The sequence below is a fragment of the Streptomyces sp. NBC_01717 genome, assembly GCF_036248255.1.
Lineage (GTDB): Bacteria > Actinomycetota > Actinomycetes > Streptomycetales > Streptomycetaceae > Streptomyces.
Window position 1 is genome coordinate 1,468,134 of record NZ_CP109178.1, and the last position, 21,326, is coordinate 1,489,459.

17 protein-coding genes are annotated in these 21,326 nt (G+C 68.7%); 7 read left to right on the forward strand and 10 right to left on the reverse strand.

The window, feature by feature from the left end; genetic code table 11:
* Nucleotides 1-234 precede the first annotated feature (234 nt).
* The 3 genes from OHB49_RS06830 to OHB49_RS06840 form a co-directional block, all read right to left on the reverse strand.
* On the reverse strand, nt 235-2,049 hold the full coding sequence (locus tag OHB49_RS06830; RefSeq protein ID WP_329158739.1) for an ABC transporter ATP-binding protein: 1,815 nt from the start codon (nt 2,047-2,049) through the stop codon (nt 235-237).
* Between the two features lie 357 nt (nt 2,050-2,406).
* The gene (locus tag OHB49_RS06835) at nt 2,407-4,203 is read right to left on the reverse strand and encodes an acyl-CoA dehydrogenase (protein WP_329166387.1); all 1,797 of its coding nucleotides are present in this window, start codon (nt 4,201-4,203) and stop codon (nt 2,407-2,409) included.
* Nucleotides 4,204-4,264: 61 nt separating this feature from the next.
* The gene (locus OHB49_RS06840; protein ID WP_329158741.1) at nt 4,265-5,035 is read right to left on the reverse strand and encodes an SDR family oxidoreductase; all 771 of its coding nucleotides are present in this window, start codon (nt 5,033-5,035) and stop codon (nt 4,265-4,267) included.
* Between the two features lie 248 nt (nt 5,036-5,283).
* On the opposite strand from OHB49_RS06840, the gene OHB49_RS06845 reads away from it, so the two are divergent.
* Both OHB49_RS06845 and OHB49_RS06850 read left to right on the forward strand, forming a co-directional pair.
* Nucleotides 5,284-5,427 (forward strand): hypothetical protein, encoded by a 144-nt coding sequence (locus OHB49_RS06845; RefSeq protein ID WP_329158743.1) that lies wholly within the window; start codon nt 5,284-5,286, stop codon nt 5,425-5,427.
* 702 nt (nt 5,428-6,129) lie between these two features.
* Nucleotides 6,130-6,582 (forward strand): VOC family protein, encoded by a 453-nt coding sequence (locus OHB49_RS06850; protein WP_329158746.1) that lies wholly within the window; start codon nt 6,130-6,132, stop codon nt 6,580-6,582.
* On the opposite strand, the gene OHB49_RS06855 is transcribed toward OHB49_RS06850, so the two are convergent.
* From OHB49_RS06855 to OHB49_RS06880, 6 genes are all read right to left on the reverse strand, one after another.
* Nucleotides 6,518-6,964: an ATP-binding protein gene (locus OHB49_RS06855; protein ID WP_329158748.1), complete on the reverse strand. Its 447-nt coding sequence runs from the start codon at nt 6,962-6,964 to the stop codon at nt 6,518-6,520. The two genes, OHB49_RS06850 and OHB49_RS06855, sit on opposite strands and share 65 nt — an antisense overlap.
* Before the next feature lie 789 nt (nt 6,965-7,753).
* Nucleotides 7,754-8,983: a cytochrome P450 gene (locus tag OHB49_RS06860; protein ID WP_329158750.1), complete on the reverse strand. Its 1,230-nt coding sequence runs from the start codon at nt 8,981-8,983 to the stop codon at nt 7,754-7,756.
* A 327-nt stretch (nt 8,984-9,310) separates the two neighbouring features.
* Entirely contained in the window at nt 9,311-10,003 is a 693-nt protein-coding gene (locus OHB49_RS06865) for an ABC transporter ATP-binding protein (protein WP_329158752.1), read from the reverse strand.
* Nucleotides 10,003-11,799, reverse strand: a complete 1,797-nt coding sequence (locus OHB49_RS06870) for a branched-chain amino acid ABC transporter ATP-binding protein/permease (RefSeq protein WP_329158753.1) — start codon at nt 11,797-11,799, stop codon at nt 10,003-10,005. The genes OHB49_RS06865 and OHB49_RS06870 overlap by 1 nt, the downstream gene beginning before the upstream one ends.
* A complete protein-coding gene (locus tag OHB49_RS06875) occupies nt 11,784-12,623 on the reverse strand; it encodes a branched-chain amino acid ABC transporter permease (protein WP_329158754.1) in 840 nt (279 codons plus the stop codon). Before OHB49_RS06875 ends, OHB49_RS06870 begins: the two co-directional genes overlap by 16 nt.
* 34 nt (nt 12,624-12,657) lie before the next feature.
* On the reverse strand, nt 12,658-13,845 hold the full coding sequence (locus OHB49_RS06880; protein WP_329158756.1) for an ABC transporter substrate-binding protein: 1,188 nt from the start codon (nt 13,843-13,845) through the stop codon (nt 12,658-12,660).
* Between the two features lie 412 nt (nt 13,846-14,257).
* Here OHB49_RS06880 and OHB49_RS06885 point away from each other — a divergent pair, with 412 nt between their 5' ends.
* The 5 genes from OHB49_RS06885 (at nt 14,258) to OHB49_RS06905 (ending at nt 20,339) form a co-directional block, all read left to right on the forward strand.
* Entirely contained in the window at nt 14,258-15,406 is a 1,149-nt protein-coding gene (locus OHB49_RS06885; protein ID WP_329158758.1) for a 2-hydroxyacyl-CoA dehydratase family protein, read from the forward strand.
* Nucleotides 15,403-16,704, forward strand: coding sequence for a 2-hydroxyacyl-CoA dehydratase family protein (locus tag OHB49_RS06890; protein WP_329158761.1), 1,302 nt, complete (start codon nt 15,403-15,405; stop codon nt 16,702-16,704). Before OHB49_RS06885 ends, OHB49_RS06890 begins: the two co-directional genes overlap by 4 nt.
* A 148-nt stretch (nt 16,705-16,852) precedes the next feature.
* The gene (locus OHB49_RS06895; protein WP_329158763.1) at nt 16,853-18,106 is read left to right on the forward strand and encodes a CaiB/BaiF CoA transferase family protein; all 1,254 of its coding nucleotides are present in this window, start codon (nt 16,853-16,855) and stop codon (nt 18,104-18,106) included.
* Nucleotides 18,106-19,140 (forward strand): PaaX family transcriptional regulator, encoded by a 1,035-nt coding sequence (locus tag OHB49_RS06900; RefSeq protein ID WP_329158764.1) that lies wholly within the window; start codon nt 18,106-18,108, stop codon nt 19,138-19,140. Before OHB49_RS06895 ends, OHB49_RS06900 begins: the two co-directional genes overlap by 1 nt.
* Nucleotides 19,137-20,339, forward strand: a complete 1,203-nt coding sequence (locus tag OHB49_RS06905; protein WP_329158765.1) for a cytochrome P450 — start codon at nt 19,137-19,139, stop codon at nt 20,337-20,339. Before OHB49_RS06900 ends, OHB49_RS06905 begins: the two co-directional genes overlap by 4 nt.
* Nucleotides 20,340-20,357: 18 nt before the next feature.
* On the opposite strand, the gene OHB49_RS06910 is transcribed toward OHB49_RS06905, so the two are convergent.
* Nucleotides 20,358-21,314: a PaaX family transcriptional regulator gene (locus OHB49_RS06910; RefSeq protein ID WP_329158767.1), complete on the reverse strand. Its 957-nt coding sequence runs from the start codon at nt 21,312-21,314 to the stop codon at nt 20,358-20,360.
* Nucleotides 21,315-21,326 lie beyond the last annotated feature (12 nt).

The following is a 21,326-nucleotide window of genomic DNA, read 5'->3' on the forward strand; positions in this document are numbered from 1 at the left end:
GTTGCGGGATGCCGCTGTGGAGTAGGCGGTTTCTAGCACGCAAGCGCTCAACCGCTCAACAGAAGAAGCAGAATTGAGCATTTCGATCGTTCTGCGCGTTCATTTTTGGCCCACTTCGCCCCTCCTCTACCGCTACCTCCTGGGCTGCTCATCAAGCGGTCCGGGCCGCACACTCTCGGCGGTCGCCGACAACGGAAGAGACCATGACCGACAGATCCATGCACACACTCGCCTTCAGTGCAGGTCGGCCCGCGCAGGGCTGCCGTCGAGGAAGCCGCCCGACTGGTGCTGCCACAACTTCGCGTAGGAGCCGTCCGACGCGAGCAACTCCTGGTGGGTGCCCTGCTCGACGATCCGTCCGCGGTCCAGGACGACGAGCCGGTCCATGGTGGCGACCGTGCTCAGCCGGTGCGCCACCACGAGCGCCGTCCGCCCGTCCATGAGCCGCCACAGCGCCTCCTGGACGAGGATCTCGCTCTCGGAGTCCAAGGCGCTGGTCGCCTCGTCGAGCAGCAGGATCGGCGCGTCGCGCAGGATCGCCCTGGCGAGGGCGACCCGCTGGCGCTGTCCGCCGGACAGCTTGACACCGCGCTCGCCCACCATGGTGTCGAAGCCGTCCGGCAGCGCGTCGGCGAACTCCGTGACGTGCGCCGCCTCGGCCGCGCGGCGGATCTCGGCATCGGTGGCGTCCGGCCGGGCGAACGCAAGGTTGTCCCGCAGCGTGCGGTGGAACATCGCCGGGTCCTGCGGCACGTAGGCGATCAGGCTGCGCAGGTCGGTCTGACGCAGCCTGCTGATGTCCTGCCCCCCGATCAGGATCCGGCCGGCGTCGATGTCCGTCAGCCGGAGCAGCAGCCGGGTGAGCGTGGTCTTGCCCCCGCCGGACCGGCCGACGAGACCGATCTTCGCCCCGCTGGGCACGGCCAGGTCGAGGCCCTCGAAGAGCGGCTTCCCGCCCCCGTGGGCGAAGGTCACCTGCTCGAAGCGGACATCGGCGGCCTGGGACAGCAACGCCTCCGGCGACGCCGGGTCGAGCACGGTCGGCGGCGTCAGCAGCAGTTCGGTGAACTGCGCGGCCTCCGTCATCGAGCTCTCCAGGCGGCGGTAGATCTGGTTGAACTCGAACATGATCCGCGTCGCGTTGCTGTAGTACGTAAAGGCGACCACGACCGCCTCCACGCCGTGCACGCCCCCGCCGAGCGTGACCGCGAGCAGCAGGCCCAGCGCGTTGGTCAGCACGGACATCGGCGCGACCAGCGTGTCGATGCGCAGGTTGCCGTAGTCCCACGACCTCAGCGTGAGCCGCCGCGACTGCGCCACGCGGGACCGATGCTCGGCGGCCTCACGTTCCTGGGCGGCGAACGCCTGGACCGTGTCGATGTTCGTCAGGCTGTCGGCGACGTGGCCCGACACCCGGGCGATCGCCTCCTCGCGCTGTTTGACGAGCGCCTGTCGGCGACGGATGAGGGGCACCACGCACAGCGCCGTCAGTGCGATCATCGCCAGGAGCCCGACTACGAGCAGCGGGTCGTAGCGCCACAGCACCACCGACCCGAACAGCAGCGGCACGAAGCTTCCCACGACCGAGAACGTCAGCGTGTCGATGAACTCCTCGAAGCGAGAGGCGAAGCTGAGGACCCGTTTGGTCAGCGACCCGGCGAAGTTGTCATGGAAGAACGCGGCGTCCTTGGCGAACAGCTCGTCCATGCCGATCACGTACAGGTGCTCGATGGCGAGGGCGGCTACGCGGTTCAGGCAGTGGAAGCCGATGCGCCACAGCGTCTCCGCGAACAGAAGGACGCCGGCGAAGCCGAGGACGTAGGGCAGCGTCGAACCGATGGAGATACCGTTGTCGCCGGCGATTCGGCCGACGAGCTTCGCGACGACCAGCGGCGCGATGTAGTTGATACCGATGTTGCCCAGCGCCGGCAGCAGCATCGCGGGCACCGTCAGCCGCGGGCACCGGGCCAACTCCCGTCCGTAGTAACGAAGTGCGAGGAATACCGAGCCCCTGCTCCGAGGAGCCTCGCGCGATTCAGGTAAGCCCATCCCAACCCCGTGTTGTCGTGCAGCAGCCCGCCGTGCGCCTCTCGGGGGCATGCCGCTGTCTCCATGGCCGTGCGGAGCTTCGGTTCGAGTGAGTGCCCGCGCTCGGGTCGTCCTCCGACAGGCGGGGCACGACGACAAAGCCCCCCGCGCAGATCACGGCGACGCCACCGTGCGAGTACGGGCGGGCCAGGCATCACAGTGTCCCGCGATGACGCCCGCGGAGTCCAAGCGTTTTTGTCAGCCGGCGGCGCACCGCACACACGTGCGCCCCCAGCCGGACAGGTGCGGGTCTCCAGGAGCCGCGCGCGACCTGTCAACAGCGCGTCGGCGGAGGGCAGGTACCGCGAAATCGTTGGATCAGAACCACTCGGGTCGGCTGTCCGCCGCGGTGCGGTCCAGGCTGTCGAGCAGGTCGAACTGAGGTCCCGTACGCGGCAGTTCCACGCGGAAGAAGTACCGTGCCGCCTGTCGTTTGCCCTCGTGGAAGTCGTCCGTGTCGTCCCTGAGCGCGAGGAACTGCTCCAACCAGACCCAGGCCAGTACCACGTGGCCGACGGCTTCCAGGTAGACGGAGGCGTTGGCCAGGGCGGTCGCGGGGTCTCCGGTCGACCAGAGCCCGGCCGTGGTGCGCTCGGCTCGGGCCGTGGCCTGCTCCAACGAGGCGGCCAGCTCGGCCGCCTCGCCGCCGCTCGCCGTGGCGCGGGCGACGGTTGCCATGATGGTCTCCAACAGCAGACGCAGCCCCGCCCCGCCGTTCGTGACGACCTTGCGGCCGAGCAGGTCCAGTCCCTGGATGCCGTGCGTGCCCTCGTGGATGGCGTTGAGACGGTTGTCCCGGTAGAACTGCTCGACGTTGTACTCACGGGTGTAGCCGTAGCCGCCGTGCACCTGGATGGCGAGGTCGTTGGCGGCCAGGCACCACTGCGACGGCCAACTCTTGGCGATGGGCGTCAGGACGTCCAGCAACAGCCGGGCGCGAGCGCGCCCGGGTTCCTGCTCGGCGGTGCGTTCCTCGTCCAGGAGGCGGCTGCAGTAGAGGCTGAGCGCGAGGGCACCCTCCACGTAGCTCTTCTGTGCCAGCAGCATCCTGCGTACGTCGGCGTGCTCGATGATGGGGACCTGCGGGGCGTTCGCGTCCTTGCCCGTCAGCGGGCGGCCCTGCGGGCGGGTGCGGGCGTAGTCGAGGGCGTGCAGGTAGCCGGTGTAGCCGAGCGCCGTGGCTCCGAGCCCGACGCCGATGCGGGCCTCGTTCATCATGTGGAACATGTACGCGAGCCCGTGGTGGGCCTCGCCCACGAGGAAGCCCACCGCGCCCGGGGCGCCGCCCGGGGTGTGCCGGCCCTCGCCGAAGTTGAGCAGGGTGTTGGTGGTGCCGCGGTAGCCCATTTTGTGGTTGAGGCCGGCCGGCACCACGTCGTTGCGTTCGCCCACGTTGCCGTCCGGCTCGACCAGGAGCTTGGGCACGATGAACAGCGAGATGCCCTTCACCCCCGCCGGCCCACCGGGGATCCTGGCCAGCACGAGGTGGACGATGTTCTCGCTGAGCTCGTGGTCGCCGCCGGAGATCCACATCTTCGTACCGGTGATCCGGTACGTTCCGTCGTCCTGCGGCACCGCCCGGGTGGTGATGTCCGCCAGCGAGGAACCGGCCTGAGGCTCCGAGAGACACATGGTGCCGAAGAACCGGCCCTCGACCATGGGGCGAACGTAGCTGTCGACCTGCTCCTTGCTGCCGTGCGCCAGGAGCAGGTTGGCATTGCCGATGGTGAGGAACGGATACGCGGCGGTGCCCACGTTGGCGGCCTGGAACCAGGACATGCAGGCGTTGGCGACCACGGTGGGCAGCTGCTGCCCACCGACGTCGTAGTCCATCGCGGCGCCGGTCAGGCCGGCCTCGGCGAAGACCCGCAGCGCCTGCTCGACCTCCGGGATGACATGCACCCGCTCGCCGTCGAAGCGCGGCTCCTCGGCGTCGTTCTTCTTGTTGTGCGGGGCGAAGTGCCGGGTCGCGATGGCCTCACTGAGGTCCATCACCGCGTCGAAGGTGTCCCGGTCGTGGTCGGCGTAGCGGGGGTGGCGGGTCAGGCCCGTGACATCCAGCCAGTCGTGGAGCAGGAAGTCCAGGTCGCGGCGGGAGAGCAGCAGGGAGTCCATGGGCATGGTCCGATCGGGAAGGGCGACGGAAACGGGTAGGCGTGTGCGTCCGACGGGCGGTTCAGACGGTGGTGCCGATGCCGCCGTCGACGGGGATCACTGCGCCGGTGACATACGCCCCGGCCCGGCTGGAGAGGTAGATCGCCACGCCGGCCATGTCATCAGGGCGTCCGATCCGGCGCAGCGGTGCGGACTCGACCACGGCGTCGCCCTGTGCCTTCAGGGTGGCGGCCATCATCCTGGACTCGAACGGGCCGGGGGCGATCGCGTTGACGGTGATGCCCTGCGGCCCGAGTTCCTTGGCCAGTACCCGGGTCAGGTGGTGCAGTCCGGCCTTGCTCGCCGCGTAGGAGTAGGTGGGCAGCGGGTTGACGTGCAGGCCGTCGATGGAACCCACGTTGATCACGCGTGCAGGGTCGTCATGGGAGCCGGCCTTGCGCAGCAGCGGCAGCAGTGCCTGGGTCAGCAGGAAAGGGCTGCGCAGGTTGAGGTCCATCACCTTGTCCCAGCCGCTGACCGGGAACTCGTCCAATGGCGCACCCCAGGTCGCGCCCGCATTGTTGACCAGGATGTGCAGCCGCTCCTCGCGTTCGGCGATCTCCGCGGCGAGCCGGTGGCACTCCTCCTCCCGCGACAGGTCCGCGGGCAGTGCGTTCACCTCGCCGAGCTCGGAGAGCTCACGAGCGGCCTCGTCGCAGGCCGCCGCGTTGCGGGAACTGATGTAGACGCGGGCCCCGGCTGCGACCAGGCCGCGGGCGATCATCAGGCCGATACCGCGGGAACCTCCGGTGACCAGGGCGGTTTTGCCGGAGACGGAGAACAGTGAGGTCACGGCGGACTCCAGAGGCGGTGATCGGACGGGGGCGGGCTTCCAGGATACTAAGCAGTCGCTTAGAACGCGTCAACCAGCCCGTCCCGCCCCGTCACCGGCTGAGCGGGACTTGTCCGGCAGGCGGGCTGATCGGGGGAACGGCCGGTGTCGCGCATCGAGGTGCAGGGGTCGGGACTCCTACGGAGCAACTGCCCACGCTGGTCCTGGACTACGACTACGAACAGTTCTATCCGGGGCAGCCGCGCCAGATGTTCGACAAACTGACGTCCCCCAAGGACTACCTGAAGCTCACCGCGGCGACCGGCGCACAGCTGCACTGCTCCCCGATGGCCCCGCAGCAGCACTGCGAGGTCGTCTTCGACTGGCTGCAGGAAACGTTGCCCGGGCGCTGACCGCGCGTGACGCGGCGTCGTGGACAGCGCTCGGCATGACACCGCTGCTTCGGCACCGAAAAGGGCCCCCCGCACGGCCCCCGCTCACGCGCAAGGGGCGCTCCGAAGAGCGCCCCTCACCTGCGGAAAATTCCGACATCTCTGTCGGGACGACAGGATTTGAACCTGCGACCCCTTGACCCCCAGGAGTGAGGGCCAGGCGGACTATCGTGACATAACAGACTAATCCTGCAGGCGAGTTGTGTGTGAGCGCCCAGCACGTTCGCTGCCGCGCACACCGCGTGGTCCCCAACTGGTCCTCAAATCAAGCACATGGCGGAGGCCATCCCGAGTCGACGGCAGACTACGAGGCGGCACTGACAGTCGGGCGGGATGGACGCTTCTCCCCCCAGGGCGTCGTCGCGACGTCCCTCGTCGCCGAGCAGGACGGCGAAGTTGATCAGGCTCTCCGCAGCGGGCGAGTTCGCGTCGGAGGTCGAGGTTCTCGCCGTGGGCCTGTTCGGCGCTACGCGCCTTCGCTCCGCCGGCAGCCGCTCGACCGTCCATCACGCCAGGGTGTCCACTTTTCAACCGGCCTTGACGGCTGTTCCCCGCGGCTTCGGCCCGTCGCTCGATGCGAGTTCCGAAATCCACCGATGAGTACCGCAGGCTGGGCCTGTCTACCCCGTCGTACACCATCGAACCTCGGACTGGAGACCCACCATGACCACTCCCGCACACGCCGGTCGCATGCTGTTCGTGAACATCCCCGTGGCGGACATCGAGCGCAGCAAGGCGTTCTTCGCGCAGCTCGGGTTCAGCTACAACCCGATGTTCACCGACGAGACCGCCGCCTGCATGCTGGTCGGCGAGCAAGCCTCCGTCATGCTGCTCAGCCACAAGACGTTCGCGCAGTTCGCGAAGCTGCCGATGGCCGATCCCACCACGCACACGCTGGCGCTCTACTGCTTCAGCGTGTCAGCCCGCGATGAGGTTGACGCGGTCGCTGAGGCTGCGCTCGCCGCGGGCGGCTCCGAGGCAGATGGCCCCGAGGACCACGGCTTCATGTACTCACGCAGCTTCTTCGACCTCGACGGCCACGGCTGGCAGGTCATGTGGATGGATCCGTCGAGCACCACGGACAGCTCGACTTCCAGCACGCCCGCGAGAACGTGATCCTGCTCGGACCCACCGGCCCGAACAGGATCACGGACTCGCCGTCGTGAAGCCAGCACAGGGCGGCCAGGTCGCGGATCTGGGCGGCCGGTAGCGTCGGAGCTGCGTTGAAGTCGAAGCCTTCCAGGGTGGCCTGCTGCTCGAACTTCGCCTTGCACAGGCGGCGTTCGAAGGCGACGGTCTCACCGTGGGCGATCTCGTCCTGGCAGAGGACCTGGAGGAAGTCGGGGTGGCCGAGTTCGCCGCCATGGGTCTGGGCGAGGCGGGCATCCAGGGTCTCCAGCATCCCCGACAGCCCCAGCGTCTTGAGCGATTCACGCAGGGCGTGTCCATGCCACTCATCGGACCGTCTCCTCGGCGGCTTCGCTGTGTCCCTGGTCATCGTGGTGCTCGGCCGGCGTCTGGGTGGGGATGTCGGCGGCGAACAGGCCCTCGGGCCCGTGCAGGAAGGCCGCCGCTCCGGCGTCCCCGCTGTCGGGTTCGGGGTCGGTCTCGGTGCCGGCGACCTGTACGCAATCTCCGACTGAGAACCGTCAGCGAGAGCCCCGGCTGGACGGGGTGCCTGAGGCGGGTAAAGCGAGAACGCTGGTCGCACGCCGTCTGACCCCACACGGTCGTCACGACTGCACTACGCCACCTGGGACGGCCGCACCCCTCGACGGTGCTGTCCTGCCACCACGCCGGCACACCGCGGCACCCGTCATTGGTCGGAACCCGGAACATAGTCACGAGCACAGGCCGCTGGCGACAGGGGCGTTGGATGGACGCGGCCGTACGGGCATCGGTCCGCGGAGGGCGGAAAGTACGCACGTCAACGCACCGCATGGCCCACCTTGACTGGGTCAATGTGTGCTTCACCCCAGCCAGGTGCACTGGTCCCCCCAGCTGGTCCCTGAAAATGATCAAGGGGCCGTTTCAGATCTCCTCTGAAACGTCCCCTTGATCTGCGACTTCGCAAAGTCGGGACGACAGGATTTGAACCTGCGACCACGGTGCATGCGCTGCCAGCCTCCTGACGTTCCCCGACCGACCTACCCGAAAGGGCCCCGGCACTGTGGAGTGGAAGAGCTGGGCAGACCAGCCCACCCCATGCCCGAATGCGCGACTCAACCCCGACACGGCCCGCACAACCCCGAAACACTCACCCCGAGATCAGCCGGTGGATCCAGGCTCAGGCGCGGACGAAATCGAGCGGAACGGAACGGGTACCCCACTCGGCCCATATGGCCATTTCGGGAGATCCGGTGAGTTGGAAGCCGGTGCTGCGGGTGAGGGCCTCCTCCAGTGTCGTGATCATCATCATCCGGGCGAGGGGCGCGCCGGGGCAGCTGTGCGTGCCCCGGCCGAAGGAGATGTGCCTGGCGATGTTGGGCCGGTGCAGGACGAAGGCGTCTCCGTCGGGGAACACCCGGTGGTCCCGGTTCGCCGAGGTGTAGACGAGCGCCACGGGGTCGTCCTTGCGAATGAGCTGCTCTCCCAGCCTCACGTCCTCACGCGCAGTGCGGGCCATGCCCCGGTAGGGCGAGTAGAGCCGGAGGAACTCCTCCACCGCGGCGGGAATGTCCTCGGGCCGGTCGCGCAGGTGATCCTGCAGCTCCTGGTCCTTGCTCAGGTGCACGAACATGTTGCCGATGAAGACGCTGGGCGCCACCATCCCGGTGACGATGAGCTGCCGGACGCAGCCGAGCACCATCTCGGCGGGCAGTGGTGCGCCCTGGTACTCGGCGTCGAGCAGCGCGGCGGTGAGATCCTCCTCGGGATCGTGCGGATGGGCCCGTCGCTCGTCGATGACCGACTGGGCGATCTCGTACAGCCGTCGGCTGAGCTTCTTCACCGTCTCGTGGTCGAGGACCTGGATGGCGTCGACGTAGGTGCCGCTGACCTGCTTGATCAGGGTCGAGGTCTCGACGGACAGGTTGAAGAAGTGGGCGAAGACGTGGGCGGGGAACTGGTGCGCGTAGTCCTTGCACACGTCCGCCCAGCCCCGGTCGATGAGCGGGGCGAGGAGTTCGACTGCTGCGGAGCGGACCTTGGGGGCAAGGTCACGCATCTTCGGCGGGGTGAAGAACTTGTTGATGACGCGCCGGTACGCCATGTGGTCCGGCGGGTCGAGATGCAGCGGTGGCCGCACCCCGGTGAACGCGAACTTCGGTATTGCGTTCTGCTGTGACGTCGTGAAGTGCTCGATATCCGTGATCACCGAGAGCACTTCGTCGTAGCCCAGCAGCGCCCAGAACCCGCCGTACTCCTGGCTGCGGGCGATCGGGCAGCGGGCTCGCAGCCCGGCGAACTCCTCGTGGGCGCTGGTGAAGGTCTCCCCCGGCCGCACGGGATCGAAATCGTGGGCGTCGCGGCGGCTCTCGTCGGCGCTGGACTGGCTGTTGCGGGGGCAGTGGTTCACGGTCCTCCTTGAGGACAGGTTGGTGCGGAATCGGACGGGTCGAGGCAGGGCTCCGACTCGATACGCCGCACGACGGTCCCGGCTCAGGGGCCGACGCCGTCGGGTATCCCGGAGTGCGGCGCGCTGCCGGACGCACAGCGGTGGATCAGGCCGCACTCCATCGAACGTCATCCGTGGAGCCGGTTCGGGGACTCGCGAGCCGGCAGCGGCTCAGGTCGCCGGTGGTCCGGGACGGGGTCCGGTCGGGGCATTCGGACGCCGCGCCACCGCAGAGCAGTGCCGGTGGCTCGCCGGCACTGCTCTGGGTCGCCGTGCCATGTGTGCGCGTCACGGTGCCAGCAGGCGAAGCAGGTGGTCCCGAGCCTCCTCTGCGGCGGGTTCCTCGGCCACCAGGCGGCCGAGCTTCATGACCGCGACCCGGTCGCACACTCCCAGGGTCGCGTCGATGTTCTGCTCGACGAGCAGGATGCCGGTGCCGCGTTCCTGGCGTTCCCAGCGCAGGGCGCTGACCACGGTGTCCACCATCGACGGCTGCAGACCCGCGGTGACCTCGTCCAGGACGATGAGCGCGGGGTCGGCAAGCAGGGCGCGGGCAAGAACGAGCATCTTCTGCTCACCCCCGGACAGGGTGCCGGCGCGCTGACGCAGACGGGTGCCCAGGACAGGGAAGAGGTCGAGGACGGTCGATCGCCGCTTGGGGTCGATGCGCCCGGCTTTTGCGGCGACGATGTTCTCCTCGACGCTCAGCGCCGCGAACACCGGCTCGTCCTGCGCGCCATAGGCCACGCCCCGGCGCACGGTCCGTTCCGGCAGCAGGCCGGTGATGTCCTCCCCACCGAGATGCACGGTGCCCGCCGTTGGCCGGATGAAGCCGAGGAGTGTCTCAAGCAGCGTTGTCTTGCCCATGCCGTTGCGGCCGACGACTCCGACGGCCTCGCCGTCACCGACGGTGAGATCCACCCCCCTCAGGACGGTGGCGGACCCGTAACCGGATTCAATGCCCTGTGCTGTCAGCTTCATCACGCCACCGTCCCGAGGTAGGCCTCGCGGACCACATCGGAGTTGCTGACCTCGGTGGGAGTGCCGTCCTCGATGATCCGGCCCTCGTGCAGCACGACAACACGGTCGGCGATCCGGTTGACGAAGTCCAGGTCGTGCTCGATGAGGATGATCGTCATACCTCCCCTTGCGAGGCGTTGCAACACCGTTCCTACGACTTCCCGTTCGTTGTGGGTGAGCCCGGCAGTAGGTTCGTCGAGCAGCAGCACCTGGGGGCGGGAGGCAACCGAGGCGGCGATCTCCAGTCCCTGCTTGAGCCCGTGTGCCAGCGACGTGCCCTTCTCGTGGTCCCGCCCCTGCAGGCCCATGGCCTCAAGGACGTCGAGTACCGCTGGAGAGGTGGGGATGCGCCGGCTCCGTCGCCAGAAGGAAGGCAGTCTGCCTGCCTTGCGGGCGAGCAGGATCGTCTCGGCCGCCGAAAGGCTTTCGAACAGCTGCGGCGACTGGAACTTGCGGCTCACTCCCCGGCGCGCGAGGCGGTGCGCCGGGGGACGGCGGTCCACGCTGTGCGCGCCGAGGTCGTAGTGCACGGTGCCTCGGGCAGACAAGTTGCCATCGGCGAGGACGGACACCAGCGTCGACTTGCCGGCTCCGTTCGGGCCGACGACGCAGAGCAGTTCACCCCGCTTCACGTTCAGGTCCACACCACGCAGCACCTGAAGACTCCCGTATCCGAACTCAAGGCCGGAAACCGAGATGACGGGCGACGTGTCCGGGAGTGGTGCTGGCGGGGTGGTCTCGGGGACGATCTCGCGCTCGTCGGCCCGGGCACCTCCTCTCAGCAGCCGGCCGAACGCGCGGGTGAGCGGCGGCAGGATGCCGCTGGGCGTGAACACCACGACGAGCACGAACAGCAGGCCCTGGATCAGCGACCACTGCGTGGGGAAGCTCCCCGACAGGTGTGCCCCGAGCAGCTGCAGGCCGATGGCGCCGATCACCGGCCCGATGATGGTGGCGCGTCCGCCGACTGCCACCCACACCATCATCTGCGTGGCGAACAGGAAGGTGAACAGGTCGGCGGCCACCAGTCCGGTGGTGAGTGCCATCAGCCCACCCGCAAAGGCGGCCAGGCCCGCGCCGCCCATGAACGTCACGGTCTTGACGTTCTCCACGCTGTAGCCGAGGTAGCGGGTGCGGACCTCGTTGTCCCGGACCGCCCGCAACAGCAGGCCGACGTCGCTGCGGACCAGGATGAGCGCACCCGCGGTGACCAGCACGAGCGCCGCCAGGGTGAGGTAGTACCAGGCGCGGGTGGTGATCGTGAGGGGATTGAAGCCGAACAGTCCGTTCTCCCCACCGGTGACGGTGGGGAATTGTGAGTAGAGCGTGGTGGCAGCGGTGGTCAGGGCCAGGGTGACAACCGCGATGTAGAAGGGGGATCCCTTGGCCGAGAAGGCGAAGCGCCCCACCACGCCGGCGACCGCGGCGGCGATGACGATGCCGAGGAGCAGGGAGACGACGTAGCGCCAGGTCTCGTCCTGTACCGAGATGACAAGACCGGTGCTGTCGGTCGTCGTGGTCATGGCACCCACGGTGAGGGCGCCGATGCCGAACCACAGGGCATGTCCCAGGTCCGGCGCGCCGACGTAACCCCAGACGAGGTCGAGGCTGACGGCGGATATGCCGTAGATGAAGGCGACGGTGAGCAGGCCGACGTCGTAGTCACCGACGACCTGGCCGAGCACCACGAACACGAGCACGGCGACGAGTGCGCCGGCGGCCGGGAGTCGGCCGTTGAAGGTCAGGCGTGACGCCATGTCAACCCCTCGGGTCGGATACGCAGGAGAACGACGGCGACCGCGATGACCGCCGTGGAGCTGTAGATGGGGCTGGCCCAGTGCGCAAAGAGAATCTGCACCACCCCGAGGACGAGGCAGCTGGTCACGACCCCGGACAGCCTGCCGCCTGCGAGCAGCACCGCAAGAAATCCGGTGGCCACCAGAGAGAGCGCGTAGTTGGGGGTGACTGCCTGGGTGGGGCCCAGGACGGCGCCGGCGAAGCCGGAGAGCGCACAGCCGACGACGAACGTGACGGCTCGGATGAGCGCGACCCGGATACCGAGCGCACGGGCGAGGTGCTGGTTGGACTGCACCATGCGAATGGTCAGGCCGACCCTGGTGAAACGCATCAGCACTGCCAGCGCCACGACCAGCGCGGCTGCCAGCAGGATCAGCATGAACCGGTAGGTCGGGTACGGCGTCCCGGCGAGGGACGTCGTCGTGGCCATCGGCTGGCCGACCGCCTGGTTGTCGTGTCCGAATCCCAGCGTCAGGGCCTGAATGATGATCAGAGAGATGCCCCAGGTGGCGAGAATCGTCTCCAGGGGGCGGTCGTAGAGGCGTCGGATGACCAGGACCTCCACGACCAGCCCGGTGACCGCCGCGGCGGCGGCACCGGCCAGGATGCCCGTCCAGAACGGCCAGCCCGCCTGGTGCGCGATCACGGAGGCGTAGACGCCGACCGCCATGAAGCCGGTGTGCGCGAGGTTGATGACGTCCAGTACTCCCAGCACGATGGCCAGGCCCAGGACGACGATGGTCAGAATCCCGACTGCTGTCAGGACGTCGAGCAGGAGCGTCACTTGATTCTCCTTGAGGTCGTTGCCGAGCCGTCCGTCAGCCCTGGCAAGCCAGCTTCGGGGGGATCGGGTCGGACTTCTTGCGGATGGTGAAGGTGCCGTCGGACCGCGCCTGCGCCAGGTACACCGGCTGGTAGCTGAAGGAGCTCATTGACTTGAGAAGCCCGACCGGGCCGTCAATGTCTGTGTGCTGGAGCGCCTTGATGACGTCCCGCCCACCGGCACCGGCCTTCCTGACCGCCGCGGCGAGCGCCTGCACCTGCATGTAGGACACATACGCGTTGACGTCCGGCGCGCCCTTGAGACCGCTTCGCCCGGCCAGATCCTTGAAGACGTCGTTGCCGTTTCCCTTGATGGCGGCGAAGTAGATACTGGACGACCAGACTCCCTCGGCAGCGGGGCCCAGGGCCTTGGCGGTGCCCTCGCCGAGCAGCACGTCCACCCGCGTGATGCCCTTGGTACGAGGGTCGGCCGCCCACTGCTTCTGAAGGGCGACGTCGTCGTCACCGATCACGTTGAGGAAGGCGACGTCGGGGCGGGCCTTGACGATGTTGGCGATGTCCTGGGAGAAGTCGGCGGTGCCGCTGGGCTCGTAGGCGGTACCGACGACGGTGCCGCCCAGCTTGGTCAGATGCTCCTTGGCCGTCGCGATGGAGGCCTTCGGCGTGGAGTAGTTGGCACCGAGGAAGTACCACCTCTTCTTGCCCTCGGCGAAGAGTTCGTCGATGGCGGGCAGCGTCTGCTGGTTGGGCACCAGCCCGAGGCTCGTGAGGTTCCAGGCGCAGATGTTGCCTGCACCGGACGACAGGCTCACCAGCGGGATGTCGAGCCGCTTCGCGAGGGCGTTGCACGCCAGCAGTTGCGGGCCCGGTATGAAGGCGACGATCGCCTGTGCCTTCTGCTGCTGGATGAGCCGGCTGCAGGCGGTGTTGGCGCTGCGCGCGTCCGCACCTGCGTCGGCCACCATGGAGGTGAACCGGACGCCGGCCTTGTTGTGCTCGTTGACATCCTCGAGGCCGGCCTTGCTGCCGGCTCGGGCGTGGTCCGCGTAGACGGAACCCGCTCCGGACAGCTGGAGGATGAAGCCGACCTTGTACGAGTCGGCGGAGCCGCTCGGCGAACCGGCCGACTGGTGCGTTCCGCAGGCGGACAGGACGAGCGCCATGGCGCTCGACATGGCAAGCACGGCGATCGGTCGCCGTCCGTGTCGGATGAGTCGGGCCATCGGCTGTCTCCTCGGGGGATTGCTGGATGCCGTTGCCATGTCGGCCTCGGCGGACAGGTCGTGCGGTGTGCACGGGAGGGGACCGCGGCAAACAACGGAAGCCCGGGCGGGTAGGGGTGGCCTGGGCCTGACCACAGGAGATGGCGCACTCCGTCGTAGCGCTGGAACGTGACGTGAAACATAGAAAGTACGTTGCCGGGTGTCAATGAATGTGTCTCATATTGCTGCACAACGCTTTGGCGACCTACGCGGAACAAGAGTGCGTATCTAACCTCAAATCGCCCATATATATGCGACGTTGAGCGGGATTTAACCTCGACACGAGATACTTGCCTTCCGGATCGTCGCTGCATATGTTGCTTATCGCGACCGGTCGAACTCGCCGGAAGCAGTACATGAGAGGTGGCGGACGTTGAGATCACTGCAGCATCTCCTCACGGTCTACGAGTCCCGGAACGACCCGTTGCCCGCCGAGGTGCAAAGCCGCCCCGTGGTCGCATGCGTCGGTGCGGACGTGCCTGCCGAGGTGCTCACCGCCGCCGGATTCGTCCCGTTCCGGCTGGCCGGCCGCGCGGATCGGCGCGAGGCAGCCGAGCCGTACTGCGGTCCTGGGATCGACCCGCTTGCGGTGTCGCAACTCGCCCGTCTCCTGGAGGGCGACGCCGCAAGGACCGCCGGTCTGGTGATGTCCGCCGACACCGAGGGGTCCGTGCGGCTCTTTTTGTACCTGCGGGAGATCCAACGCCTTGAGGCCCGCGCCACGGTGCCCCGGTTCACGTTCTTCGACCTGGTCCACCTCCCACAGCGCACCTCGGCCGCCTACAACCGGACGCGCCTCGACCAGCTGGTCGAGGAGATCAGCAGCTGGGCCGGCCGGCCCGTCACCGACGAGCGGCTGCGGACCGCCGCCGAGCTCCACGACCGGGTGCGGGAGCTGATCCGGACGGTCGGCACCCAGCTGCGCAGCGGCCCCGGTGGCCCGCGCCTGACCGGCGCCCAGGCCCTGGCGGTGATCGGATCGGCTTTCCTCACGACGCCTGAGCACTGGTGCGAGGCCGTGGAGCGGCTGCTCGACGACGCCGGCCGGCTGCCCGCGCTGCGGGGCACTCGCGTGTTCCTGACCGGCTGCGATCACGACCACCCGGATGCCTACGAGGCCATCGAGTCGCTGGGCTGTGTGATCGTCGGCGAGGACCACGGCTGGGGAGCCCTCGCCGGCGAGGTAAGGGTCGGACCCGCATACGACATCCGCAGTGCTCTCATCCGGGCCAGGGCTCTGCAGGCGCCCGCCGCCGCGGGTCACAGCGCCGCCTTGCGGGCCGCGCAGACGGCGCGCATGGCCGCCGCGTGCGGCGCGGAACTCGTGGTGGCCTGGGCCCGCTGCCATGACGACGCCCCGCCGTGGGACGTCCCGGCCCAGCGCGCGGCCCTGCAAGCGCTCGGGATCCCGATGTTCGCCGTTCCTGCTCAGAAGTACGGCGAAGAAAGGAACGAGAACGTGCGCTCACTGTTGGAACCGGCGCTGCGCCGGCCGGCCCACGCCGCGGGGGTGACCCGGTGACGGCCGATGCCACCGGCCGGCGCAACCGGGTGGTACTGCCCTCCGCAAGCGCGGCCACGGCCTATCAGCGGCAGTGGTTCGCCGACCTGAAACAGCGTGCCGCGGAGGGCGACCCGGTCGCGCTCGTCAACGCCGATGCCCCGCAGGAGATCCTGCGCGCGCTCGACATTCCGTACGTGGTCAACCAGTGGTGGGCGTCGGTCTGCGCGGCCAAACAGAAATCCGGCCACTACTTGCGTCTGCTCGCGGACCGCGGTTACCCCGCCGACCAGGAGGCGTACAACACCCTGGCGCTGGCGAGCACCTTCGACGAGGACCCTCCGTGGGGAGGTCTGCCCCCCATCTCTCTGGTGCTCGCCGAGGCGACGGGTGACGCCCTGCGCAAGGTCTTCGAGGTCTGGGAACGCGAACACGGCGCCGTCTTCCTGCCCTTCGAGCGCACCATCGCGAACCACCAGGACCCCCGTTGGTGGGAGCGGATCGAGGACGACTGGGAAGCGTTGATCGGCACTGCGCGCATCGACCTGATGACCGCAGAACTGACCGGCGCGGTCAAGCATCTGGAGATGGTCACCGGTCGTGTCTTCGACGAGGAGCGCTTCCGTGAGGTGATGGCCCTGGTCAACGAGCAGCAGTTGTGGAACCGGGCAGCTCGTGACCTCATCGCCCGCACCAGCCCGGCTCCCATCACGATCAGTGACAGCATCCCCAGCGTCATGATCCCCCAGTGGCACCGCGGGACGGTGTGGGCGCGTGACGCGGCCCGTACCTTCTACCACGAGGTACGCGACCGGGTGGACACGGGAACGGCCCCCTGCCCCGAGGAGCGGATCCGGCTCATGTGGGTGGGGACCGGCCTCTGGTTCGACATGGGCTTCTACACCTGGTTCCAGGAGGTGTACGGCGCGGTCTTCGTGTGGTCGATGTACCTCGCGATCGCGGCCGATGGCTACATCCGGCACGGCGACGATCCGCTGCGCACCCTGGCCGGCAGATTCGCAGCGTTCCCCGACATGATCAACGCGCCGCCGTGGGCGGCGGAGTGGTACGCCAAGGAGGCGGTGCACAACCGCATCGACGGCGCGGTCCACATGGCGGGTACCGATCGCCGGGGGACCTACTTCGTCAACCGCGCCTTGGAGGCCGCCGGCGTGCCCGTGCTGCAGATCGGCGGCGACAGCGGCGACTCCCGGGGCTGGGATGCCCAGGCCGTGCAGGCAGAGGTCTCGGAGTTCATCCGAACCCGGGTGGAACCTGTCGCCGCTCGCCGTCGCGCCCGGGAGAAGGGCGCCCGCTGAACGTGCCCCGCCGCACCTTGCCGCGGCCGGGCGTCGGTGCCGGCGCCGTGAGCCGGCACCGGCGTTCCCTGTCACGGCCTTGCACGTGATTGCGCAGTCGAACCATCAGTCCGACCATCCGCTGCCCCCGCTTCCTGTCGAGGTACTCATGTCCCCACAGACCGCCGAACTTCCCCGACCGCTCGAAGGCATCACCGTCATCGACCTGACCATCGCGCTGGCCGGCCCCTATGCAACGCTGCTGCTGTCCGGGCTCGGGGCACGGGTGATCAAGGTCGAGAACCCACGGGGCGGTGACCGGGTCCGCAACAACGCGCCCTATTTCGGCCGCGACGGGCTCACGATGCAGCGCCGCCACGACGACGACATTTCCCTGGGGACCCTCGAACGCACCCGGGGCAAGGAGAGCGTGACGCTCGATCTGAAGCACCCGGCCGGCCGCGAGGTCTTCGCGGACCTGGTACGGCAGGCCGACGTCGTCGTCGAGAACTACAGCCGCGGCACTGCCGACCGGCTCGGCGTCGGCTACGCGGCCGCCGCCGCGATCAACCCCCGCATCGTGTACTGCTCGATCAGCGGCTTCGGGCAGGCCGGGGAGCCGGGGACCGGCAAGGCGATGGACGCGATCGTGCAGGCGCTGTCCGGAACGATGATGACGTCCGGCAGCCCGGGTGACCCGCCGGTCCGCGTGGGGTTTCCCATCGGCGACCTGTCCGCACCGCTCTACGCGGTCATCGGCGTCCTGGGCGCTCTGCGGCAGGCGGAGGCAACCGGGATCGGCCAGCATGTCGACGTCTCCATGCTCGGCTCGCTCACCGCGCTGGTCGCCGGCGAGCAGTCGCACCTGCTGACCCGACTCGGCCTGTCCGGCCGCAACGGCAGGTTCATGCCGCGGCTGGCGCCGTTCGGGGTGTTCGAGACCGCCGATGGCTGGGTGGCCGTCTGTGCACCGGAGGACAAGTTCGCGCGGGGAGTGCTGACGGCGCTGGGGCGTCCCGAGCTCCTGGCCGACGGGCGGTTCACCACCCGTGACGCGAGGGTGGCTCATGCCGACGAGTTCCATGCCCTGATCGAGGAGTGGTCACGTAAGCACCCACAGGACCAGGTGATCGCCGCTCTGGAGGCCCACGGTGTCCCATGCGCGCCGGTCAGGGATCCGGCCGAGGCCGTCGGGGACGCGTCGCTGCTCAGCCGCGGCGACACCGTTGCGCTCCACCATCCCGCCTACGGCACTGCGGACGGACTGATCGGCAGCGGCATGCCCGTTCACATGTCCCGCTCCCGTACCGATCTCGCCGACGGTGTTCCCCGCCTCGGTGAGGACAGCCGGCTCGTCTACCGCGAGCTGCTGGGCTACTCCGCGGAGCGGATCGACGGGCTCGTCGCTGATGGAGCCATCTGATGACGTCTGCTGCCCTTGGACCCACCGGCTCGACACGGTCGGGCGACGTGGTTCCGGCCGCCGGGGACCCTGGCCCGCATCTGCCTCGCCCGCAGGCGGGGTCGTCGTCTCAGCACCTGTTGACGACCCTGCTGGGCGATTACTGGGCGGGGCGCCCTGAGCACCTGCCGTCGGCGGCACTCGTGGCTCTGCTCGGCGAGTTCGACATCGGTCCCGCCGCCGCCCGCGCGGCGCTGAACCGGCTGGCCCGGCGCGGCGTGCTCACCTCGACCAGAGTGGGGCGCTACTCCTACTACGGCTTCGCGCCGGGCGCCGCGGAAGTACTCATGGCCGGCGCATACGAATTCGTGTCCTTCGGACAGGGCGACCGATCATGGGACGGGCAGTGGACCCTCGCCCTCTTCTCGCTCAACGAGAGGGAACGGGATCTGCGCCACGCCGTGCGCTCGAAACTGCGCTGGCTGGGTTTCGCCCCGCTCTACGACGGCACGTGGGTGTCGTCCCGCCCGGTGGCCGCCCAGGCCCGCCAGGAGCTGGACGGCCTCGGTATCCGGGACGTCACCGTCTTCCGCGCGGCGGTGCAGCCTGGGTCGCCCCGTCGGCCGGTCGACGCCTGGGATCTCGACGAGGTCGAGGCGACCTACGCACGTTTCGTGACGGCCTACGGCCCGCTGCGCGACCAGGTCCGTGAGGGAGACGTGAGCGCTGCCCAGGCGCTGCTCGCCCGCACAAGGATCATGGACAGCTGGCGCACGTTCCCCGGTATCGACCCGGATCTCCCCGCCAACCTGCTGCCGCACGAATGGCCGCGGAAGGACGCCCGCACCATCTATGTCGAGGTCTATGACGCCCTCGGCCCCCTGGCTGCGCTCCGGGTCCGGCAGATCGTGGGCCGGTACGCGCCGGAACTCGCCGAGTACATCGAGTACCGCTCCACAGATCAGCTGCTCGGGTTGGGCCGGCAGGCGCTGCAGCGTCGCCGCTCCCCCCGACCCCTTCCCAGCCGGCCAACCAGCGATCGGACCCATCCATGACTGCCGTGGACCCCTGCCCCGACAGGCCGGACGACTTCGACCCGACGGCCGGCAACGCACCGGACCACGTGCACGCCGAGTACCGCCGGCTGCGGGCCGAGTGCCCCGTCGCGTACAGCAGTTCCTACGGCGGTTTCTGGGCCTTGACGCGTCACCGGGAGGTTCGTGCGGCGGCGCTAGACGACCGTACCTTCATCTCCTCGGTCAAGGCCGTCGTCCCCAGTGATCCCCGCGGGCTGCGCAGACCTCCGCTGAACTTCGACGCACCCGCGCACACTCCCTACCGCCGGGCGCTGGAGAGGACGCTGCAGCGTGAGCGGCTACAGCGACTGATGCCGCGGCTGCGCCGGCACGCCGGCAACGAACTCCAGCCGCTGCTCGACCGTGGCCACGGTGACATTGCGCAGGAGTTCGGCACCCGCTTTCCTGCGTGGACCACGACCGAGTGGCTCAACCTCAGCCCGGACGTGGCTCCGCTGCTGGCCGAGACATCGGCCCGGTGGGTGCAGGCCTGGCGCAGCCAGAACAAGGACGTCGTCAACTCGACGAGTCAGAAGCTGTACGACATGGCGCGCGAACTCGTTGCCGACCGGCGACGCAATCCGCGTCCCGTCGACGAGGATCCCGCGAGTTCTCTTCTCTCCGAACGCATCGACGGCGTGCCTCTGGACCCGGAGCACGTGGTCGGGGCGCTCCGTCAGTCGCTCGTGGTCGGGATGGTGGCACCGCCGATCATCCTCGGGTCGATCGCCGTCCATCTCGCGGACGAACCGGAATTGCAGCAACGGCTGCGTTCACGTCCGGAGCTGATTCCCGACGCCCTGGAGGAGTTCCTCCGGCTCTACGCACCGTACCGGGGGTTCGCACGCACCCCGTCCGAGCCCGTGGAGATTCTGGGTCGCACCATTCGCCCGGAAGAGCCCATCACGCTCGCGTACGCGTCAGCGAACCGGGACGCCGCGGTCTTCGACGATCCCGACACGTTCCGGATCGATCGGAGGAACATCGCCGAGCATCTCGCTTTCGGCCGGGGACGGCACCGCTGCCCCGGGGCGCCCATGGCGCGGACGATGCTGAGGATCGCGCTCGAGGAACTCCTGTCCCGTACCACGTCGTTCACCGCCGTCGGTGAGCGCGAGGGCGCCAGAATGCCTGAACTGGGCATTGTCTCGGCCGAGTTGCAGCTCAGTCCTGCCTAGCAGATGGTACTGACCGCCTCACGGCGCGCCGCGCCGTTCTTCTCCGGATGCCCAGTCGGCGGTGGTGCGGTGGCCGGCCAGTTCGGCCACCGCACCGTCGTGGACTGCGGCGAGCTGCCGGAACCGCAGCTCCGCGAGAGGCGCGAGCCCGTCGTACAGGGCCACGAACAGCGACCGCGCCGTTGTCCGGGGCCAGTCGGGGGGAAGCAGTGCGTCCGGTAGGTCCGGGTCGATTCCCGGAAAGGTACGCCAGGCGTCCAAGACCTGGATCCGGCCGGCCAGGGCGGCGCTGGGGCTGACCTCTCCCGCCGTCATTCGTACCGCCAGTTCCTGGTGGTCGGCGACGAAGGTCCGGTAAGCCGCGGCAACGTCGCTCAGATTCCACGCCGCCAGCGGCAGGGTCTCTCCTGCCTCCTCGGCCCTGAAAATCGTCAGGCTGTCCACTCCCGCGGCCCGGAAGATCGGTTCGAGAGCCGCCGGATCGGCGTGCGCCGAAACCCACAGCCCGTCGAACAGCGGCGCGAACCCGAGCCACCTCAGATAGCTGCGTACCCGGTGGCGGACATGGCGCTGCTGTTCCGGAATACTGAAAGCAGCCACCGTCCACAGGCCGTCCCAGTCCGGCTGCAGCGCGCCGAAACGCACAATGCTCGCGGTCTTGTGCCGGGTGTCCTCGCAGCCGATCGCGCTCAGCCGCAAGTAGGACTGGCGCCCGGACCGCTCGGTCTCCAGCACTCCTCGCTTGACGAGCCGGTTCGCGGTCGCGCGTGCGCTCGTCTCGCTGATACCGAACTCCGCCAGCAGGGTGATGACCGTACTCATCGACAGAGCCGCCGGGGCGTCCAGCCAGTGCTCGCCCAGCAACGTGGTCAGCAGCCGTTGCGGAGACGCCCCGGTCTGCTGGCGCGGGAGGACGGATCCCTCCTGTGCGCGGCGCAGCACAAGCGCCTCGATCGACGGGTTCTTCTCCGGCATCGCTCCAGCTTA